Annotated in this window: 18 protein-coding genes and 1 tRNA gene; 11 read left to right on the top strand and 8 right to left on the bottom strand. The window is 51.0% G+C overall.

What is annotated here, in order from left to right; all coding sequences use genetic code 11:
• Positions 1–114: 114 nt before the first annotated feature.
• Positions 115–1,500: a branched-chain amino acid transport system II carrier protein gene (brnQ, locus tag JUF22_RS04695; protein WP_203643952.1), complete on the bottom strand. Its 1,386-nt coding sequence runs from the start codon at positions 1,498–1,500 to the stop codon at positions 115–117.
• Between the two features lie 434 nt (positions 1,501–1,934).
• On the opposite strand from brnQ, the gene JUF22_RS04690 reads away from it, so the two are divergent.
• Positions 1,935–2,198: a type II toxin-antitoxin system HicB family antitoxin gene (locus tag JUF22_RS04690; protein ID WP_203643950.1), complete on the top strand. Its 264-nt coding sequence runs from the start codon at positions 1,935–1,937 to the stop codon at positions 2,196–2,198.
• Between the two features lie 210 nt (positions 2,199–2,408).
• The gene (locus tag JUF22_RS04685; protein ID WP_203643948.1) at positions 2,409–3,494 is read left to right on the top strand and encodes a family 20 glycosylhydrolase; all 1,086 of its coding nucleotides are present in this window, start codon (positions 2,409–2,411) and stop codon (positions 3,492–3,494) included.
• A gap of 47 nt (positions 3,495–3,541) precedes the next feature.
• Here JUF22_RS04685 and JUF22_RS04680 read toward each other — a convergent pair whose 3' ends face one another.
• Complete coding sequence (locus JUF22_RS04680) at positions 3,542–4,492, bottom strand: restriction endonuclease (RefSeq protein WP_203643946.1); 951 nt, start codon at positions 4,490–4,492, stop codon at positions 3,542–3,544.
• 355 nt (positions 4,493–4,847) lie between these two features.
• On the opposite strand from JUF22_RS04680, the gene JUF22_RS04675 reads away from it, so the two are divergent.
• Positions 4,848–5,432: a hypothetical protein gene (locus JUF22_RS04675; RefSeq protein WP_203643944.1), complete on the top strand. Its 585-nt coding sequence runs from the start codon at positions 4,848–4,850 to the stop codon at positions 5,430–5,432.
• A 389-nt stretch (positions 5,433–5,821) separates the two neighbouring features.
• Here the strand turns inward: JUF22_RS04675 and JUF22_RS04670 are convergent, their stop codons facing one another.
• The 4 genes from JUF22_RS04670 to JUF22_RS04655 form a co-directional block, all read right to left on the bottom strand.
• Complete coding sequence (locus JUF22_RS04670) at positions 5,822–6,790, bottom strand: helix-turn-helix transcriptional regulator (RefSeq protein WP_203643942.1); 969 nt, start codon at positions 6,788–6,790, stop codon at positions 5,822–5,824.
• Between the two features lie 16 nt (positions 6,791–6,806).
• The gene (locus JUF22_RS04665; protein WP_203643940.1) at positions 6,807–8,018 is read right to left on the bottom strand and encodes a hypothetical protein; all 1,212 of its coding nucleotides are present in this window, start codon (positions 8,016–8,018) and stop codon (positions 6,807–6,809) included.
• A 125-nt stretch (positions 8,019–8,143) separates the two neighbouring features.
• Positions 8,144–8,341, bottom strand: a complete 198-nt coding sequence (locus tag JUF22_RS04660) for a hypothetical protein (protein ID WP_203643938.1) — start codon at positions 8,339–8,341, stop codon at positions 8,144–8,146.
• 178 nt (positions 8,342–8,519) lie between these two features.
• Positions 8,520–9,482 (bottom strand): 2-hydroxyacid dehydrogenase family protein, encoded by a 963-nt coding sequence (locus JUF22_RS04655; protein WP_203643936.1) that lies wholly within the window; start codon positions 9,480–9,482, stop codon positions 8,520–8,522.
• Positions 9,483–9,584: 102 nt separating this feature from the next.
• Here JUF22_RS04655 and JUF22_RS04650 point away from each other — a divergent pair, with 102 nt between their 5' ends.
• Positions 9,585–9,986 (top strand): winged helix-turn-helix transcriptional regulator, encoded by a 402-nt coding sequence (locus JUF22_RS04650; RefSeq protein WP_203643934.1) that lies wholly within the window; start codon positions 9,585–9,587, stop codon positions 9,984–9,986.
• Positions 9,987–10,530: 544 nt separating this feature from the next.
• Positions 10,531–11,655 carry a GGDEF domain-containing protein gene (locus JUF22_RS04645; RefSeq protein WP_236000718.1) on the top strand — a complete coding sequence of 375 codons (1,125 nt, stop codon included), beginning with the start codon at positions 10,531–10,533 and terminating at the stop codon, positions 11,653–11,655.
• A gap of 166 nt (positions 11,656–11,821) precedes the next feature.
• Here JUF22_RS04645 and JUF22_RS04640 read toward each other — a convergent pair.
• A tRNA-Arg gene (locus tag JUF22_RS04640) sits at positions 11,822–11,893 on the bottom strand.
• Between the two features lie 47 nt (positions 11,894–11,940).
• Positions 11,941–12,267, bottom strand: coding sequence for a hypothetical protein (locus JUF22_RS04635; protein ID WP_203643929.1), 327 nt, complete (start codon positions 12,265–12,267; stop codon positions 11,941–11,943).
• A gap of 428 nt (positions 12,268–12,695) precedes the next feature.
• Here JUF22_RS04635 and JUF22_RS04630 point away from each other — a divergent pair, with 428 nt between their 5' ends.
• The 6 genes from JUF22_RS04630 to JUF22_RS04605 all read left to right on the top strand — a co-directional run bounded on the left by JUF22_RS04630 (position 12,696) and on the right by JUF22_RS04605 (position 17,556).
• Positions 12,696–13,148, top strand: coding sequence for a MarR family winged helix-turn-helix transcriptional regulator (locus JUF22_RS04630; protein WP_203643927.1), 453 nt, complete (start codon positions 12,696–12,698; stop codon positions 13,146–13,148).
• A gap of 31 nt (positions 13,149–13,179) precedes the next feature.
• Positions 13,180–13,827: an NAD(P)H-hydrate epimerase gene (locus JUF22_RS04625; RefSeq protein ID WP_125765202.1), complete on the top strand. Its 648-nt coding sequence runs from the start codon at positions 13,180–13,182 to the stop codon at positions 13,825–13,827.
• A gap of 764 nt (positions 13,828–14,591) precedes the next feature.
• On the top strand, positions 14,592–15,146 hold the full coding sequence (locus JUF22_RS04620; RefSeq protein ID WP_203643925.1) for a M15 family metallopeptidase: 555 nt from the start codon (positions 14,592–14,594) through the stop codon (positions 15,144–15,146).
• 363 nt (positions 15,147–15,509) lie between these two features.
• Positions 15,510–16,637, top strand: coding sequence for a DUF5776 domain-containing protein (locus tag JUF22_RS04615; protein WP_203643923.1), 1,128 nt, complete (start codon positions 15,510–15,512; stop codon positions 16,635–16,637).
• A gap of 140 nt (positions 16,638–16,777) precedes the next feature.
• Positions 16,778–17,305: a hypothetical protein gene (locus JUF22_RS04610; RefSeq protein ID WP_203643921.1), complete on the top strand. Its 528-nt coding sequence runs from the start codon at positions 16,778–16,780 to the stop codon at positions 17,303–17,305.
• A gap of 92 nt (positions 17,306–17,397) precedes the next feature.
• Complete coding sequence (locus tag JUF22_RS04605; protein ID WP_203643919.1) at positions 17,398–17,556, top strand: hypothetical protein; 159 nt, start codon at positions 17,398–17,400, stop codon at positions 17,554–17,556.
• Positions 17,557–18,126 lie beyond the last annotated feature (570 nt).

The following is an 18,126-nucleotide window of genomic DNA, read 5'->3' as shown; positions in this document are numbered from 1 at the left end:
TGGTCAAATTATACCATTTCGGTGATCTTGCCGTCCGCTAATTTCTGCGCTTAATGGCGTCATGCCAATAAAAAATCCCAACTGATTTCCAGCTGGGATACAGTATCTCTTCACCTAAAACCGTTCCCGCTCCGGCAACGTCCCCCGTTGACCAGCAAAGCGTAAATGGCCCCAAATCAGACTCAAGCCAAAGCCAATCAGCGTCGGAACCAACCAACCCAAGCCCATGCTGGCAAACGGGATGAACTGGTGGTACAGGCCGAGCGCCGCTTGAATCGGTGCCAAACTGGTGATCATGGCCGGTGCACTATTTAGCATGTCCAGCACGGCTGGCAACACTGTGAAAGCAATCGTCACCTTGTAGACCACGCCCGCGTACGGCCGCTTGGACACCGTCAGTGAGAGCAGAATCAACGCCAAGGCCAACGGATACATCAGCATCAAAACCGGCAACGACCAGCTGATAATCGTATCTAAACCAGCGTTAGCCACCAGGAAGGATAGGATCGTCGTGACCCGCAACCAGGCCCGGTAGCTGACCTTAGGAAATAGCTTGTGGAAGTCCTGGGCAAACGAGGACACCAGTCCAATCGCCGTGGTCAACACCCCCAGCGTGACTAAGGCGCCCAGTAACAACGTGCCCACGCTGCTGAAGTAATGGCCAACGATTTGCGACAACGCCACCCCGCCATTAGCCGACAATTTTAACTGACTCATGCTTAGGGCGCCCAAGAGGACCAGGCCAAAGTAAATCAAGACTTCGAGTGAAATACTGATGAGGCCGGCCTTCGCCGTTAATTTGGTCAGCTCCCGGCCGTGGTACCCAAGACCCCGAATCGCGTGGATCAGGGTGACGCTCAATGCCAACAATGCCACGGCATCCAGGGTATTGTAGCCCTCGAGTAGCCCGCCAATTGTGGCGTTAGCTTGATAGGTCGCAGTTGGGACCTGGGTCAAGCCACCCATGGGTTTGAGAAAGGCCACCAGGAAGACGATGGCCAACAGCGCCAGGAACCCGGCGTTGAGGTATTTACCCACGATTTTCAGTAATGCGCCCTGGTGCATGGCGGCGACGTAAGTCAGGGCAAAGAACACCCCCGTGAAGAGCCACATGCCAATAGTCGAAAAATCCTTGGGAATAAAGGGTTCCGCAGCCATTTCGTAAGCCGTGGCGGCCGTCCGGGGCGTGGCGAAGAACGGTCCAATCGTCAGGTGGACTAAAATTAAGAAAATGGCTGCGTAATGCTTGCCCACGGGGCGGGCCAAATCCAACAGGCCGTCACTCTTGGTAACGACCACGGCCATGATGGCCAGCAACGGGAATAGCGACCCAGAAATGGCGAATCCCAAGGCGGCCATGAACCAGTTCGATCCGGCCATCTGTCCTAAATGAACGGGAAAAATTAGGTTGCCGGAGCCAAAGAACATGCCAAAAATTAAGGAACTGACGACCAATAATTGACCCCAACTTTGTTTTGGTGTTGCATTTGTCTTTTCCATCATCAATTCCTCCAACTCTTAATTTTTACCCGTAAACGTCAAAAGAGCCCTTCTCCCACTATGGGAAAAGGGCTCTACAAGTAGAACGGTACCACCTTTTTGTGACGACCGCGGCCATCACACTCATCACGGACTGACATCCGCTAGCCAAGTAATGGTGGCAACCACGGCAGCCTTCTCAACTACCGAACTCAGAATTAACCTTCACGAACAGGTGGTGGTCACTTTGCACTTCACGTGACTCCCTAGGCACCAACGGGTTCGCTACTACTTTCTTCAACGTTTTATAAGTATTGTTGTGTATTATAGCTTGATGATCATTAAAAATCAATGGGTAAATTAAAATTAAATGAGATTAGCTGGATTGAGTGGCATTTTCTGAATCACAGCTCGATTCGTGCTATACTGCTGACGTTAGCCGAGGAGATTTTACAATGAAATATTCATACTACGCTCTGTTCACCACCAATAATCAAGGACGCATTGAAGTCACATTTCCCGATTTGGCGCCACACGTGGCTACTTTCGGCAATAATCTACCCGATGCCCAGCGCATGGCGGCCGACGCACTAGTGGGTTACTTACTGACAGCTGAAAGTTTGGGCATCAAGCTGCCACAACCCTCAAGCTTTCAAGACCTCACACCTGATTCCCAACAACGCCTAATTCCAATTGAAGTTGATACAAAATCTAATTGATACGATTGACCCAAGCGTTCGCCTAACAGCTAAGCCAGCTCCCAAGCCGGCTTAGCTGTTTTTAAATCCCTCAAAAATTCACTGCCAAATCAAATCTCGAAGCCCAACCATCGAAAAATGACGACCACCGAGCTAACTCGTTGACGGTAGTTCACTCGAACCACTATGCTAAAAGGAACACTAAAAACCGTTTACGCTAGGAGGCGCGCGATGTTCAAAAAGAATCGATGGTGGTTAACCATCCTGTTGGCAACATTAAGTTTAGTCCTATTTTTTAACCGTCCGGCACCCGCTCAGGCAGCCGTCAAAGCATCGACGCTGCCCACACAGCAGGGCCTACTCCTTGATTTGGGGCGCAAGCCCATGACGGCCAGTGCCATCAAGCAGATGATCAAGGCCGCGGCCGACCGTAAATTCACCTATGTGGTGCTCTACCTGAGCGACAACGAACATCTGAGTTTTCAATCTAAATACCTGAAAAACAAGGCCACCAAGACCGTCCACTCACCGAAAACCTTGAAGCAACTGGTCAGTTATGCTCGCAGTAAGAACGTCCAACTGGTCCCGGCCGTGGACATGCCTTCGCATAGCGGCGCGATTTTACGCCAACTCAAGAAGTCGCATCCCAAACTTTATCGTCAGGTCAAACTAGACAGTCACACCCTGGATTACACCAAGAAGCAGTCCGTGACGCTGACCAATAAGTTGTACGGCGAATTGACTGCTAGCTTTAAGAAACAACCCAAACGTGATTTTCTACTGGGGGCCGACGAAGTTCCCGGCACGAACAAGATGTACAAGTCCCTGATCACCTATATCAATCAGGTGAATAAGGCCCAAAACAAGCGCGGCTTTACCACGGTGGTTTGGAACGACTCCCTCCTGAAGAGTCAGCTGAGTAAGCTCAACAAAAACATCACCGTAAATTACTGGTCCCAGTCCGGCAACCGGGCGACTACGAAGGAGTTAACGACCCGCCGCACCCAGCGTGTGTCCGTCAACGACCTCGTTAAGGCCAAGCGCGGCATCGTTAACGCCAATAGCTACGCGACCTACTATCAGTTCCAGTACATTGGCAACGCCGCGCACGACCAATACTTCATCAGTTATCTGCGCGATTCTTACCGGCCCAACCTGTTCAACGAAATCAGCGCGACCGGCCTCAACCAGGACCGCACCTACGTTCCTGGCATTAAAACCAATGGCACACTGGTCAGTCTCTGGGGTCACGACGCCCAAAAGGTCAAGCCAGCGGCCATCGTCAACTTTATTCGGCAATTGTCGGTGCCGAAATAACTGAAAATCCGTACTAGCCTACTTGGGCCGGTACGGATTTTTTGTGTTCAGTCTTCAAAGAAATCCTGATCAATCTCAAACACTTCAAACTGGCGTTTCACCTGAACCCCAACGTGATACTGGAGCATCAATTCTGTCAGCTGAATACCGTCAACCAGAACAATTGAGAAGCCCTTGGCCGTTTCAACTGCTTTTTTAGAAAAACTCGACGTTGTGATGAAAACACCCCGGTCCGCGTGGTTTCGCGACAGTGCCCCGTAAAATGAATCGATAGCCGGCCGCTGAACAGTATTTTCCGCTTCGTAACGTTTAGCCTGCACATAGACCGTGCTGGTTCCCAGCGCGTCTTGATTAATCACGCCGTCGATACCACCGTCGTTGCTCAGTTGTGTCACCCAGGCCGAACCGTTCGGGCCCTTATACCCCATCGCTGAAAGCAGGTCGACCACTAAGTTTTCAAAAAACTCCGGCGCCGACTCCCGAATTCGTTGGAGGAGGTCCGTGGCCACCTCCGCGTTGTAGCCTTTCACCTGTTGGGTCAGCTGATCTAGGGATATCGTGTTTTCTGTTTCATCCACTTCTAATTCCGGCGCCGGACTAATTTGGTTACGGGTTTGTCGTTCCTGTAAATCCTGTTGATGTTGACTATATTTAGGCTGTTGATGGATGACATTCCGGTCTACCAGCTGATTTAGGCCGTGCAACACTTGACGGCCTAAATCAGTCGCCCCATAAAATCCACGCCGGGTGCGCCGCAAAAGTCCGGCGGTGGTCAACTCACTAACTGCCCACCCCGCTCGATCTTCAATGATATTTTGTTGATTGGGATAGGTTAATTGCCGCAATATCGCTGGTAAATTCAGGTCGTCGGCGACTGCCGCATTTAACGCACGACCATGCCATTCGGTCTGTTGTTCCGCTAATTTCAAAACGATTGGTGCCAGGGCATCCCACGTCGGTAGCCCATGCTTGCCCAATTTCAATTGCTGGTAATCCATTTGCCCGTATCCTCCTCGAAAACGCTGATGTATACCCTAAGTATACCGGTCCCGGCGCTAAAATTCGCGATCACCGGCTGATTTCTCAGCCCGTTACACAACTTTTACAAATTTCCCCAATAACTCCTCCCCATCTCAGCCAAACGACATTATGTGACACCCCCGAATGCTATGCTAGAACCATCAGATAGGCAAGGTTGCGACTCACAAATGAGGGGTTGTGAAGGAAAACGACCAATCGTTTAGTCCACTAAAAGCAAACACGACCTCCGTGAACTCGCCCCGACAGTCCTATCTGTCCTACTTACGTGACAAAATTAAGTGTTCGTCTCTGACAAAAGAAAGGTCGATATCTATGACAAACTTAGCATTTTCAAACGTTGATAGCTGGGCCATCTGGTCCGTTCCCACTGAATCCTTAGCCGGCAAAACTGCTAAAGAACGCGAACAAGCCTTTGGCGCCGCTTACCAATCCGAAACGTTCCCAGCGGCTGAATTACCTAGCGATTTAGGCGCCGCCCTCCAAGCCAGCAAATTTGTGCTCGTAGGCATGAACCCTGGCAACGCCGCTATTGATCATCCAGCCGATGTCGACTTTTTAAATTTCCATGGTCAAAAGAAGAGCCTCGACTACCGCTTGGCCGCCGCTGCTTATGACACGCCAGCCTGGGGCGCCTTCATGACCGACCTGTCAGGCACGGTCGAAAGCGATAGCACCAAGGTCCAAATCACCGCCGCCGACGTGAACAATCTGGAAAACCATCTCGACGAGCTCGGCGTGCCAAGTGACGCCACCTTGATTGCCATGGGCGGCAAGACCGCCGCACCGCTGACCAAGTTCGCCAAGCGCCCGGTCGCGCAAATCCAGCATTACTCAGGCGCCAACGGCCACTGGAACGCAGAAGACGTCCACAATAAGTTGGTCGAAATCACAAAATAAATTGAATAATAAAAACTGGCTCGGGACAAAATCCCTGGGCCAGTTTTTGTGCACTTAACACCAAGACAAAACCGTTATGTAGGGTACTGAATCACCCCGCATAACGGTTTTATTGCCACAAATTGATACGGTAAATCACATTTGAGAGGAAACCGTTCAGGAAAATCACCAGCGACGACCTAAACCAGTATCAGCCTACAGAGCGGCGCCAACTTGCTAAGCCGTGGGAATTCTCTTAGTGGTGATTTTTACCGCTTAGAGAATTGGTGTCTTTGAAACTCGACCTTTGAGGTTCAAAGCAAGCCTGGAGACCGCCCTTTGGCTCCAGACGTCCGCCCACAGCCGTTCCAGTAGGTTGGCGCCGCCCTGTAGGCGAATCCAAGCACCGTTTAGTCGTAGTAACTCATGGTTTTCGTGAGCTCGCGCTTGACGGAATCTACCAGCGACTGTGGCGCCACCACCTGAATCTGGGCGCCCTGGCTCAGCACCCACAGCAGTGCCCCTTGTGACGCCAAGTGGTCCCCCTTGATGGTGACACTGCCATCCTCCCGATTCCACTCGGTGATTCGAGAGTTGGGTAGCTTGTCCAGCGCCGTTTGTGGGTAGCCCCAGTAGCGGAACTCGTACGGAATATCCGTCCCACCGCTCAAGAGGTAAGTTTTATTTCGCAAAGCGCCTTCATCAATTTTCTTATCGCCAGGCACCTTCACCACGGCACGGGTGGTACGAGCATCTTGGAAACGGTCCAATCGGTACACCAGGCTCTTATTGATTTCCGGAATGTACATCACCACGTAAAAGTAGAAATCGGCGAAGTAAATGCTCAACGGCACGCCGGAACCGGGCTTACTGAGCGCCCGGCCCTGCGCATCGGGCACACTACTGCGGTAATGAAACTTAATCGGTGTCTTGTGGCTGACCCAGTTGGCGAAATCCTTCAACAATGGCAAGATTTCCTTATCGCCATTGGAAAATAACGGCGTGTAGTGGACCAGTGAGTTACTGATCAATTTCTGAATCGGCCCACGTTTATTATCCGCGACCAGGTCGAGCAAACTGTCCTTGACCCGCAACAATTCCTCTCGCGTCAGTGACCGGGTCCCAATCACAATTTTTATCAACGCGAGAATCTCTTCGGCCGACAGTGCCCCGTCCTTTTCTAACCAGTACGTCTTGCCTTTTTGCTGCAGCTGGTAGGCCGAGTCGTTGTCCGCCAACGTTTCGCGAATGAGTTTTGTATCCCGTTCCAGGCTTCGTTCAGAGACCTGATAAGTTTCCTTACCATTCGTATCCGTCGTAATCTTTCCACCCGCTAATAACTTTACCAGCACGTCAACCGCGCGTTCGCGTCCCTTCATAAATGCCGCCTCCTAATTAGTTTGGAAATTTCAAAATCCCTTGCATCTGGCCAACCACCAATAAGGCCGTCACCAGTTCATCAAATGCTAAGTCGTACATGATCGGGTCGTCCGCATCCCCGGCGTAAACGTCGTAGACCGTCTCGATTTCACCCCGCTGCTCATCATTTTCCTTTAACTGTAGCTTGTTGATTATCCCGTCCGTCACAATCAGCGCTTCCACGCTTGCCTGGTGCACTTGCCGTTGCTGGCGCAGGGAAATTCGCATGCCCGCGCTAAACGCCAAGTTGGCCAGCCAAGCGGTCAAATTCTCATCGGCGGTCAAATCGCGCAGAGGCATGCCGTGATAAATAAACGACGTCATCCCACAAAAAACAGACGCCGTCATCGGGTCACCCAACTGCTCGTGCGGCGTATCAAATTGGTACTGGTACGTCTGATGCTGGTGATCGTGTAAGATCGGTAATGCCGCAACAGCATCAAAGTCCGCCAGCGTCCGAATTTCATGGGCAGCCGAACAATCATTGCGGGTGATCACCAGCTGCGCATCGGCAAACGACTCCGTGGAAACCCGTGGCGCTAACAATAAGGAGGTCAATGCCCAGGCGGGAATGCCGAGCCGGAGCCCCAATAAGACACTAACCAACTTTTCCAACGGCACGTTGTCAATCACCACGCTGCCGTGTTGATCACGCACGGCGTAGTAGTCGCCCGTGGTGGTCAACAGGACTTTGGGGAGGTCGCTTGGCCGTAAGAAGTCCGTCTGATCCGGCATCTTTGCCAGCCAATCTTCACCGTTAGCCTCCAGGACTTCGTGCGCCACCCAGCGATCGTTGGTGGATTGCCAGATATGTTGGGTTTCTTGCACGCCCCCGGTGACCACGAACCCCTGCTGGTTCAACTCGTGGATCAGAAAGACCAGGACTCCCAACTCGGCGTCCCACCGCGAGGCCGGTTTGTCCACGCCGCTTGCCATGAACCGCGCCAGGGTGCGCTGTAGATCCTGCGACGTGAGATAGGGACCCACGTATACCTCACCGTTCTCGTTGTACAGCTGAAACCGATTATGGGCCTGATCGAATCGCCGAATCCCCCGCGTCAGTAGCGTGCCTTTCCCATCTGCCTCGATTGATTCGCCTTGACTCGTTTGTTGGGTCACGAAGTTTAGGTAAAGATCGTGATGCCGGATGAATTTGTTCACATCGCCTTGAATTTTGGGTATTGTCATCGCGCATCCTCCTCAGATTGATTTGTCACTTTTCAGTATACCGACCACCCACGACACCATATGTCGTCCTGAAAAATTTGTTAAAAATACGGCCGACCTAGTCACGATAGGCGGGTGAATCGTCGTTACCACCGCAACCCCATCGCCGGGAATAAACGGGCAACGGTCGCCATGAACGCTTCCGTGCGCGCCACCCCCAACGCTTGGAGGCTGGCATCAAACTCGGCCGGCGTGGGCAAGGTGCCGGACAATCGTTGGCTGACGGTTAACAAGCCAATCACCATTTTCTCGCGGTCAGTGAGTGGAACATAGGTGGGTTTCATTGCACAAGACTCCTCTCTATTGCTGGGTTAACTCCACTTGATGCCTTCAGTTTAGCAACCCGTTCCGACAGAATTTGTCGAATAACGGCAGTGAAAGTAAATTAAAACCAGACCACGACAAAAAGACCCGCCAGCCTTCCACTAGGAAAGTTGACGGGTCTCATAACTTGTTTAGCGCTTATTTATTAACGACATACTTCGGATCTTGGCCCTTAGCCATCAACACCACGTTACCGGCAACGATGTCGGCCATAGCGTTCCGGGCTTCCACCGTTGCGTTACCAATGTGAGGCGTCAAAATGACGTTCTTCAGCGTGGTGAACCCAGCATCGAATTGCGGTTCGTTTTCGTAAACGTCCAGTGCGGCGCCACCAATTTCCTTTGCTTGTAAGGCCTGTAACAGCGCGGCTTCATCCAGGATTGGTCCCCGACCCACATTAATAATAGCGGCCGTTGATTTCATCTGCTTAAACGTTTCCGCATTAAATTGATGCTTCGTTTCTGGCGTGAGCGGTGCGTTGATACTGATGAAATCACTGTTCTTAACCAGGTCGTCAACCGATTGGTAGGTCACGTTGAGGGCCTCTTCATCCGCACTAGCCAAACGATGTGGGGAGAAGTAGCTGACCTTCATCCCCAGACTACCGGCCTTGCGTGCCACTTCGCTCCCGATACTGCCTAAGCCAAAGATGCCCAGCGTCTTGCCGGTAATTTCATGACCCAGGAAGTAGAGCGGTGCCCAGCCAGGAAAGCCCACGGTGCGCATCTGCTGGTCACCCTCGACCATCCGGTGACTCAGGGCTAAAATCAGACTAAGCGTCAATTCAGCTACCGAGTTCGTCGAAACCTTGGGTGTGTTCGTGACGAGAACGCCTTTTTCCTTGGCGTAAGCGCTATCAATATTGTTGAAGCCAGCGCCAAAGTTCGCAATCAACTTAAGTTTCGGTGCCGCATCGATAATTTCTTGGTCAACGAACGTGGATAACGTGGTGATCAGAAAATCAGCAGTGGCGGCCTTGGCCAGTAACTCTTCGTGTGAAATCAGACCATCGCCGGTATAACTCTCAACGTCTAAATGATTGTCACGCAGCTGTTTCAGGGCAACTTCAGGGAATTGGGCAGTTAAATATACTTTTGTCATGATTTTTTCCTCCTAAACTTTGATACACTTAGCTTAAGCCCTAATCTGCTGTCCCACAATAACGCACTTTTTAGTTACCGGTCCGTCAAAGGAGGTCTTCACGTGACTGATACAGTTCGTAAACTCGTTCGGCAAAGGCTGAAGAACGGCGATTACACTTGTCGCAAGGAATTCACCCTAGCCATGTTTAGTGGCAAATGGAAGGTGAACATCATCTACCATTTGGGCCACGAAGGGACTTATTATTTTTATCAATTACAAACGCTGCTTCCTAACGCGTCGCACAAGGAACTCGCTAAGAAACTCAAGGAGTTGGTCGCAGACGGTTTGATCAGCCGGGAGGAAGAGGATGGGCCCCGCATTAAAATGGCCTATTCCCTGACACCACTGGGTGAGTCGCTCCTGCCCATCATCGATAGCATGTATGACTGGGGCGAACAGCGGTTGCAGGAGCTGCATATGAACAACGTCCCCTTCAATCTGGGTCCGGTTAAAAATGACTAGCGGTCCTTGTTTTACGTTCCCGGCGGCGGGCTCAAAGTGGCCTGCTATGGGGAACGGCTCCAGCCTGGGAAGCGGTCTGGGGCCTCGCCTTTGAGCCAAAGCTCGGTCTCAAAGGTCGTCCCGTGCTCTAAACTGAGAAATTCACTCAGTTAAGACCACCGACACAGCTGGCCACTTTGGCCCGCCTCTGGTCACTTACACAGACGTTCATTTTTAACCTTTGGGGGGTCTTTTCACTTCTACATGATATTGGCATTCACATAAACGTAACCGCTTACATAACCATGGTATTCTTTTGCGCTCCCGTGTACTTTTCCAAGCCGCTAGTCCTACAGCTAGCGGCTTTTTGGGTTTGCCCGCGCATATTTCCCTCACTCTCCCCAACATGGCCACTATTTTGACGAAATATTTATTAATCAGCGAAACCGTTCTCCCCATTTATGGTATGCTTAAGGCTGTACTTAGAACAGTTCTTTGAGCAGGTGAATTGATGTCAATTCTCGAAAACTTTTTTCAGGATCTTTTTAATATAAAATCGGTCATTATGGCCCTGATTACCATCGGGTTGATTGCCATTATGCTGGTCATGACTTACCTGGTTTCTCAGCGCACCATTCGGCGGTCACGGGCTTATACCGTGGGCGTCCATCTGATTGAAGCCGCCATCGTTATCGGCGGGGTCGTCCTATTGCGTCAAACCTTCTGGGCCCTAAATGGCGGGAGTGTGGCCGACTGGGGCTACGTGATTGCCCAGCTGATCATTCTGTTGTTCAGTCTCTACGCCATGCAAACGCTGGCGGTGACCGTGGTCAATCTCCTGATGCCATTAGTCTTTTATGGCCAGTCCCTCTACCTCGGCGCCAGCCCCCGGCTATGGTGGCTCTTCACCTTAATGCTCCTCCTGCTAGGCGGCGTGGTTGGCTATATCAGTCGACACCAGGCCCTGGCACTGGAATCCGAATGGCGTTATCTCTTATTACAGTTCCTATATGGCCTGGCTTGGTGTGTGATCATCTGGTCAGTCCTACCGTATCACTGGTTTTACGCAATCAACGTGCTCGTGATTTTCATTCTCTACATGTGGATCATTCGCGTCTTCGTGACCCGGGTCAACCTGATGATTGCCCACTTTGCGCGGCTCAGTCAGGCGGCCAACTACGATGAGCTGACCGGTGTCCGTAACCGCGCCAACTTTGACACGACCACGGTCGGCGTCTTCGGCGTTTACCAGCAGCACCCCGCGAAGCCGATTACCATGGCGATGTTTGACATTGACCATTTTAAACACTTCAACGACGACTACGGCCATCTCACTGGGGATGCCGTCCTCAAACACGTCGCGCAGCACTTCAACCAAGAACTCGCCCGGCAGACCAATACCGGCGAGTTGTTCCGATACGGGGGCGAGGAATTCGTCATTATCTTTGAGGACGAATCCCCTAGTACCGCTCAAAGTGTGGTCACGGCCATCCGCAATACGCTGGAAGAACATCCGGTCCATGTCAACGGACAGAAATTAAGTGTGACGGTCTCGGTCGGCATTTCCGCGCTCCAGCCGGCGGACCTGGACTTTGACAGCTGGTTCAAACGGGTCGACCACTACCTGTACCTATCCAAAGAAGGCGGCCGCGACCGGATTACCGTTGAGGGTCAGACGCGGAAATTTTAAATTGCTTTACTAACGGGTCAATCGCAATCATGCGGTTGACCTGTTTTTCATTCCAAGCGAAAAAAAGGCAACGAGTCTCAACCAATATCTCAACCAAACTTTCCGTTGTTAGAGATATTAAGTAAAGACTCGTTGTCTTAGACGACTAATTAACCTAAATACGCGATGCGCCCCCCGAGAGTCGAACTCGGATCATGAGGACCGAAATCTCATGTGCTATCCATTACACTAAGGGCGCGCTACGCCTTTATTTTAGTCCTAAATTAGTCCAATGACCAAATATTTTTATCGGGCGCCAGATGCTTTGATGGCTTGTTGTTCTAAATAGTCTTCTGCGGCATCTGAATTTTCGCGGAAATCGGCCACAAACGAGTCGCCCTGGGGCTTGACCACAGCGGTCTGATCACCATTAATGTCGGTAACGGTCATGGTTTCCCCGGCCCAATCCGCTGTATCGTAGTGCCCGTCTTCAATCTGGTCGAGCACATTTTGAAAAATATCCAGGACGGCCTGCCGGATGATGACGTCTTCACTCACGTCCTCCCCCTGCTGTTTCAGCTGAAGCTGGCGCATCTGAACCTCATCCATATCGGTTGGTACTTGGATAATCATATTTGTTGCCTCCTATAATTAGTTTTATTGCTATTCTAGCACGTTCCGGCAAAGAATAGAGTCAAAGCGTTATCCTTCTCCGCAATCTGGTGTAAACTAAGGGTATATGAACGACTATGTTTTGGTACCGGCAACCGTCTAGATTTAAGTCTCTCATTCAGTTTGGACGGTTGGGGCTACGTCAACGTTCGCCGCAGGGCTGGTGAAAATGAGCTCAGCCGTGGGAATTCCCTTAGCGGCAACGCCGGTTAGGGAATTGCTATCTTTGTGACTCGCTTCTCAGAGGCACAAAGTAAGTCCGGAGACCGCTCTTTGGCTCCGGACGGGCGCCCACCGCGAACCGGTCTCATTTTCACCAGCCCGGAGGCCCCGTCAGCGCACCACGTACCGGACATGACTAATTAGTAACCTAGGAGGTGGGGCGACTCATGGAAGACTCGATATTAGACTTTACCACGAACCTGGCCATCCTCCACCGGCAGTTTCAGCGGGCAATGAACCAGATTCTGGAGGCCGACAAGATGCCGGTCAACATCACCGAATTTTATTTGTTAGTGCTGGTCTCCGAAACCAGCCAGCTCAATCAACGGCGCGCCGCGTGGACGATGGCGGTCGACGAGGGCTTAATGGCCCGCATGGTCCAGCACCTCGTCAGCCTGTCCTTACTACAAAAAGAAACCGATCCCGATGACCGCCGCAACCGGCGTCTCAAGCTCACCGCCGACGGCCAGGAATTGGTCAAACAGGCCATTGCCGTGCTTCACGACTGGTGGCAGGAAGCCACGCCGCCAGACAGCGACTTTGACTACGCCAACATCACCACCCAGCTCCAACTACTTTCATCACGTGTTCTCCGTGACCAGCAGTCCGAATCCCACTAGCCACGCCTTTCCCTACTAAGGAGGGATTTTTATGAGTAAAGCCATTACCATTGCCGAGGCCCAGCGCTACGACGCCCACACCATCAACGTGATCGGCATCCCCGCGCTAGTCCTGATGGAACGAGCCGCCTTGGCAACTTTCAACAACATTTTAAATGACGACTTCGACCTGAGCCGCGTCGTGGTCGTGGCCGCTACCGGCAACAATGGCGGCGACGGTATCGCGGTCGCCCGCCTACTCAAGATTCGCGGCATTGACGTGGAAATCTACCTGCTGGGCAACCCCGACAAGGCGACGCCGCAGACCAGCCAGCAATTAAAGATTGCGAACTACTACAGCATTCCGGTGACCAACGACCTGAACCACGTGGTCAACGCCACCGTCATCGTCGACGCCATCTTCGGCGTGGGCCTGTCACGTGAGGTCACTGGTAAATTTGCGGATGCCATCAACGCGATTAACGCGGCCGACGCCAAGACCGTGGCCATCGACGTGCCTTCGGGCATCAACGCCGACACCGGCGACGTCATGGGCGTTGCGGTCGTGGCCGACAGTACGACCACCATGGCCTACAACAAGATTGGCCTATTGACCACGATTGGCAAGCAGCATGCTGGCACGATTCACGTGGCCGACATTGGCATCTACGCCCAGGATCATTTGGAACACGCCCGGTGATTGGCTAGTGAGTTAACCAACCGAGAAATATTGCTTAGAAAATATCGTAAAACGCGTAAAATGGGATATGCGAGAGCTGAGTGACTTTCGTGTTTCCCGACTAACGGTTGACCTCCTAAGGGAGTCGGCCGTTTTTTCTTTTGCGCACAATTGACCGGTCCACCTGCGGCAGTCAGGTACTTCCACCCTGTGGGGGCACGGCCGGAGCCTGAGGAGCGGTCTCCAGCCTCGCCACCAAGCCTTGCCTAGCCCGCAAGTCTTGGCGACGGCCCGTGCTGTAAGGCCGGGAAAATCACCCGGCCAACACCACCGACACAGGGTTTCGCACCTGACTGCCTCCGGTTCCCCTGGTTGGCGTTAAAGAAAATGGCCGACGCCACTAGTCGTTCAATCGTTCAACTACTATTGTTAGTGGGATTTGGACGATAGTCCTCGTTAAATTCCTAACCAGGTTTTCTCAAGCCACTTCACAAGCTTTCCCCTCTGAAACCCGGTATACTGGTCACAACAGCTATGCTGACAGCGGTGCTGGTTACGCCAGTGTAAGCCGTGAGACCGGTGAAAATAGACTCAGCCGAGAGATTTTTTGAGTTATTTTCTTAAAAAATGGCGACTTTGAAAGGCGTTTTCCAGAGGTTCAAAGCGAGTCCGAAGACCGCTCTTTGGCTTCGGACGTCCTTCCTCAGCGTTCCGGTCTATTTTCTCCGGCCGGTAAGGCGCTGACAAAAACCGACACTCAGCATAAATTCACTTGGAGGTGCACCATGACACAACTCGAAACTGGCTTTACCAACGTTCAAGCGCTGGACCCCAGCATTCTGGTCGACCTGCGCTATGCCACCCCTGACAATTTTACTCATCACGTGATTTATGATTTCACGACCGCCATTGCGCGGACCGGTACGGCGAAGAAGCTCGCCAAGGCTAGTGCTTTGTTGCGCGAACAGGGCTACCGATTAAAGGTTTGGGACGCTTACCGGCCTATCCCGGCTCAAGAAAAATTATACGACGTTTACCCGGACCCCTCGTTCGTAGCCAAACCCAATCCCAATTTCTCTCACCAAAAGGGCGTGACCTTTGACCTGACACTCTGTGACCTTGACGGCAATGAATTGGAAATGCAGACGCCATTCGACGACTTCACCGTGGCCGCCCACCGGGACCATCCCCGGACTGCGACTCAGGAGAAGCACTACCAAATTCTAGACCGCGCCATGCAGGAAGCCGGCTTCTTCGGCTACGAGAATGAGTGGTGGGACTACCGCGATACACAGATGGACGACTACGAGCCTGCGGCGGCTGATCCGAATGACTTTTAACTTAATTTAATTGGCTGCAATCACTAAATATTGACGCCTAATTTTGGCGGGACAATTCCAATCAAATTGTCCCGTTTTTTTGGTTTCTATTGCAAATTATAAACAATTGACGGCTAATATTGTTATTATTTATTTTACGACTTATACTTTAGGTACCAAATAAATACACTAGGGGTATGAACCATGAAAAATAGACTTTGGACCATTCCATTCCTGCTATTTTCAGTTGCTTTGATTACATCCATTAACCAACCAGCTATTAATGTGAGGGCCAGTTCTCAGGACACGTCTTCCGTTACTGCGGACAGCTCTGAGACAACTAGCATATCCAATGGCAAAGATATGGTTAAATTGTTAGCAAGCTTGGGAACAGCAGAAGATCATGGCAACCTTTATACGGGTGGTACCAGTGACGATCGCTATCCTCTTTACCTTGACGATGGTTCCCGGTATTCATCTGATGGTGATGGTGATGTAACAGCAGGCATGCACAAGATGATCGACAATATTATTATTGATGCAGATACAGGTGTCGTGTACTACGGTATGTTCTTTAGCAGCCATCTTGACACAGACGTTTTTTACATGAAATTTGATTCAGCCAAAATGACTTTTGAATCAAATACAAAACCAGTAAAAATTACATTGAACTTCTACGACACAGCAGATCCAACTAAGACTATTCAAACCAGAACAGTCGATACCGGATTCGACGCTGACACGCCTCTGTTTGATGCCGCAATGAGTGGCCTGAAAGCCTTAAACGTTCAACTTAAGGGTTACACACTCGATTCTAAGACGTCTACAACGAGCACAACTGATACTGCTGATCAAACCGCTACGGTCAATTACTACTACACCAAAGATTCAGACACTAATACGTCAAGTGACCACCCAAGTACCAGAACTTCAAACGAAGCAAGCAACACCAACAGCAACACTTCAAGCAGCACCTCAAGCGCCACTCCAGCTGCCGCAACCAGTAGTAGCGCATCCCTCACGACATCTGGCGCCGCCGACCAAGCCGACGCCACCAAAGTTTCTGCCGTCAAGGTCTCAGCCGTTTACGCGACCAAGAAGATTGCGCTCTACAACAAGCCAACCTTCACCAAGTCTACGCGGACACACTGGTACACCAAGCAGACTCGGCCAAATCGGCCCCAATTTGTTGTCACCGGTTACGCCCGGTCCAACGCTGGACGGCTCCGTTACCGTGTCCGGTCCCTTGATGGCCGCACCGGCTACATCACGGCCAATGCTAACTTTGTCCGCAACACTTACTACCACGCCAACCCCAAGACTATCCGCGTCATCGGTAATCACGGTCTCAACGCCTACCACAAGGTAAACTTGAGTGGCAAGGTGCGGCACTACAAGCGCGATACCACGCTGAAAATCAAGCGGATTGAGAAGCACAACTTGACCACTCGGCTGGTTCTCACCAATGGCACTTACATCACCGGGAACAAGACCTTAGTCATCAAGAAATAGGGTCACCCCGTTGTCACTACACTATCTAAACACCCCTAGTCCGTTGGCTCAGTTGCCGGCGGACTTTTTAGTTCCCTAGTTTCTTCTTTCTGCTATGACGCCTATAATATAAGTCATTAAATCATTTAGGAGGGACACCCATGCTTACGGGTTTACTAACCGTGTTCATCGTCTATGCCGTTTTCATTGTCGTCTTTGTCATCCTGACGCTCTACTTGATTCACGTTTACAACCGCTTGCGAACGGGTAAATATGACGTCAGTGTCCAGGACCTCGCCCGCCACACCATTGCGCAGGACCAATTCTTCCAAGAACATCCGGCAGAGAAGCGCGTGAACGACGCCTACCGACCGCGGATACAAGTGTCTTCATATATTTTTCTCGCAGCCGTTATTTTGCCAATGCTGTGGATCGTTATGTTCCCTGGGTTGGGCTCACCGACCGCTGTCTTGAGCTTGATTGCAATTTTTGCCATCGCCGTTGGGGTTTCGCAATGGCTAATGTTCTCGACCAAACGCCAATTGCGCCAAATCTACCGACAAAACAACCTACTAATGGCTACCCACGTTCGGGTCGACCGGCTGGGTACCGTCTTTCAAATTTACACGGTCGTCTTCGCCTACGCAACGTTGCTGGTCGACGCTATCTATACCGTTTTCTGGTTCTAATTTACCAAGAGAAATTACCAACTGAGTCCAGGGCTCCATGCTATACTGTAGCCAGTCAAAAAATAAAGTCACTTTAGTGAGGACTAGCCATAATGTGGAAATTACACTGGCAATTAATCTGGGGTTTCATTGCGTTCCTGGCAATTATCTTAACCGTTAACCTGAAGAATACCAGTTGGCTAAAAATTGGCATCTGGGTTGTCGTTATCCTTTTGGGATTGGCAATTGCCGTGAAAAATCGTAAGTCTTGAAGTCCTTTTAACTTTCGTGTTGAGTCAACCTATCAGGGCGCTTCACCAAATCCGACTAATCACGAAAAAACTAGTATCACCAGATTTACCGACAGAACACGCTGCTGGTAGATACCATCTATACTATTTTTTGGTTCTGATTTACTAAGAGAAATTACCTGCTAATCCCAAAGTTTCATGCTATACTGTAGCCAATCAAAAAGAAGCTGGTGGTCGTACACCAACTTCTCAGATGTTAGCTAGCCGTTAAAAGGGCAATAGCCGATTAGGTTCAACTCATGTTGCGAGTCTTCCCAAACCTGCTAAAGTTTGAGGGAAGGCTTATTTTTTTGGCTTTTGCTGGTCGCGCCAAATCTGGTATAAGAACACTGCCAGAGCCAACACGAAAGACATCCAGTCGCCCAATAGCTAAATTCCTCTCGACAGATTTTTGTTGCATTGGCTTTCACCTATCCTTTTCAATGCCTAAAAAGCAGTCCATTGAGTCGAACGAAACCAGCACACCCCTCTAACTCCTACTAATTTTCAGCATACCAGAGTCATTCACCAAAACCGACTAATCACGTAGAG

It is taken from the genome of Levilactobacillus lanxiensis, assembly GCF_016861655.1.
Lineage (GTDB): Bacteria > Bacillota > Bacilli > Lactobacillales > Lactobacillaceae > Levilactobacillus > Levilactobacillus lanxiensis.
The sequence above is the reverse complement of the archived record's forward strand: the minus strand, read 5'-3'. Positions and strand labels throughout refer to the sequence as shown.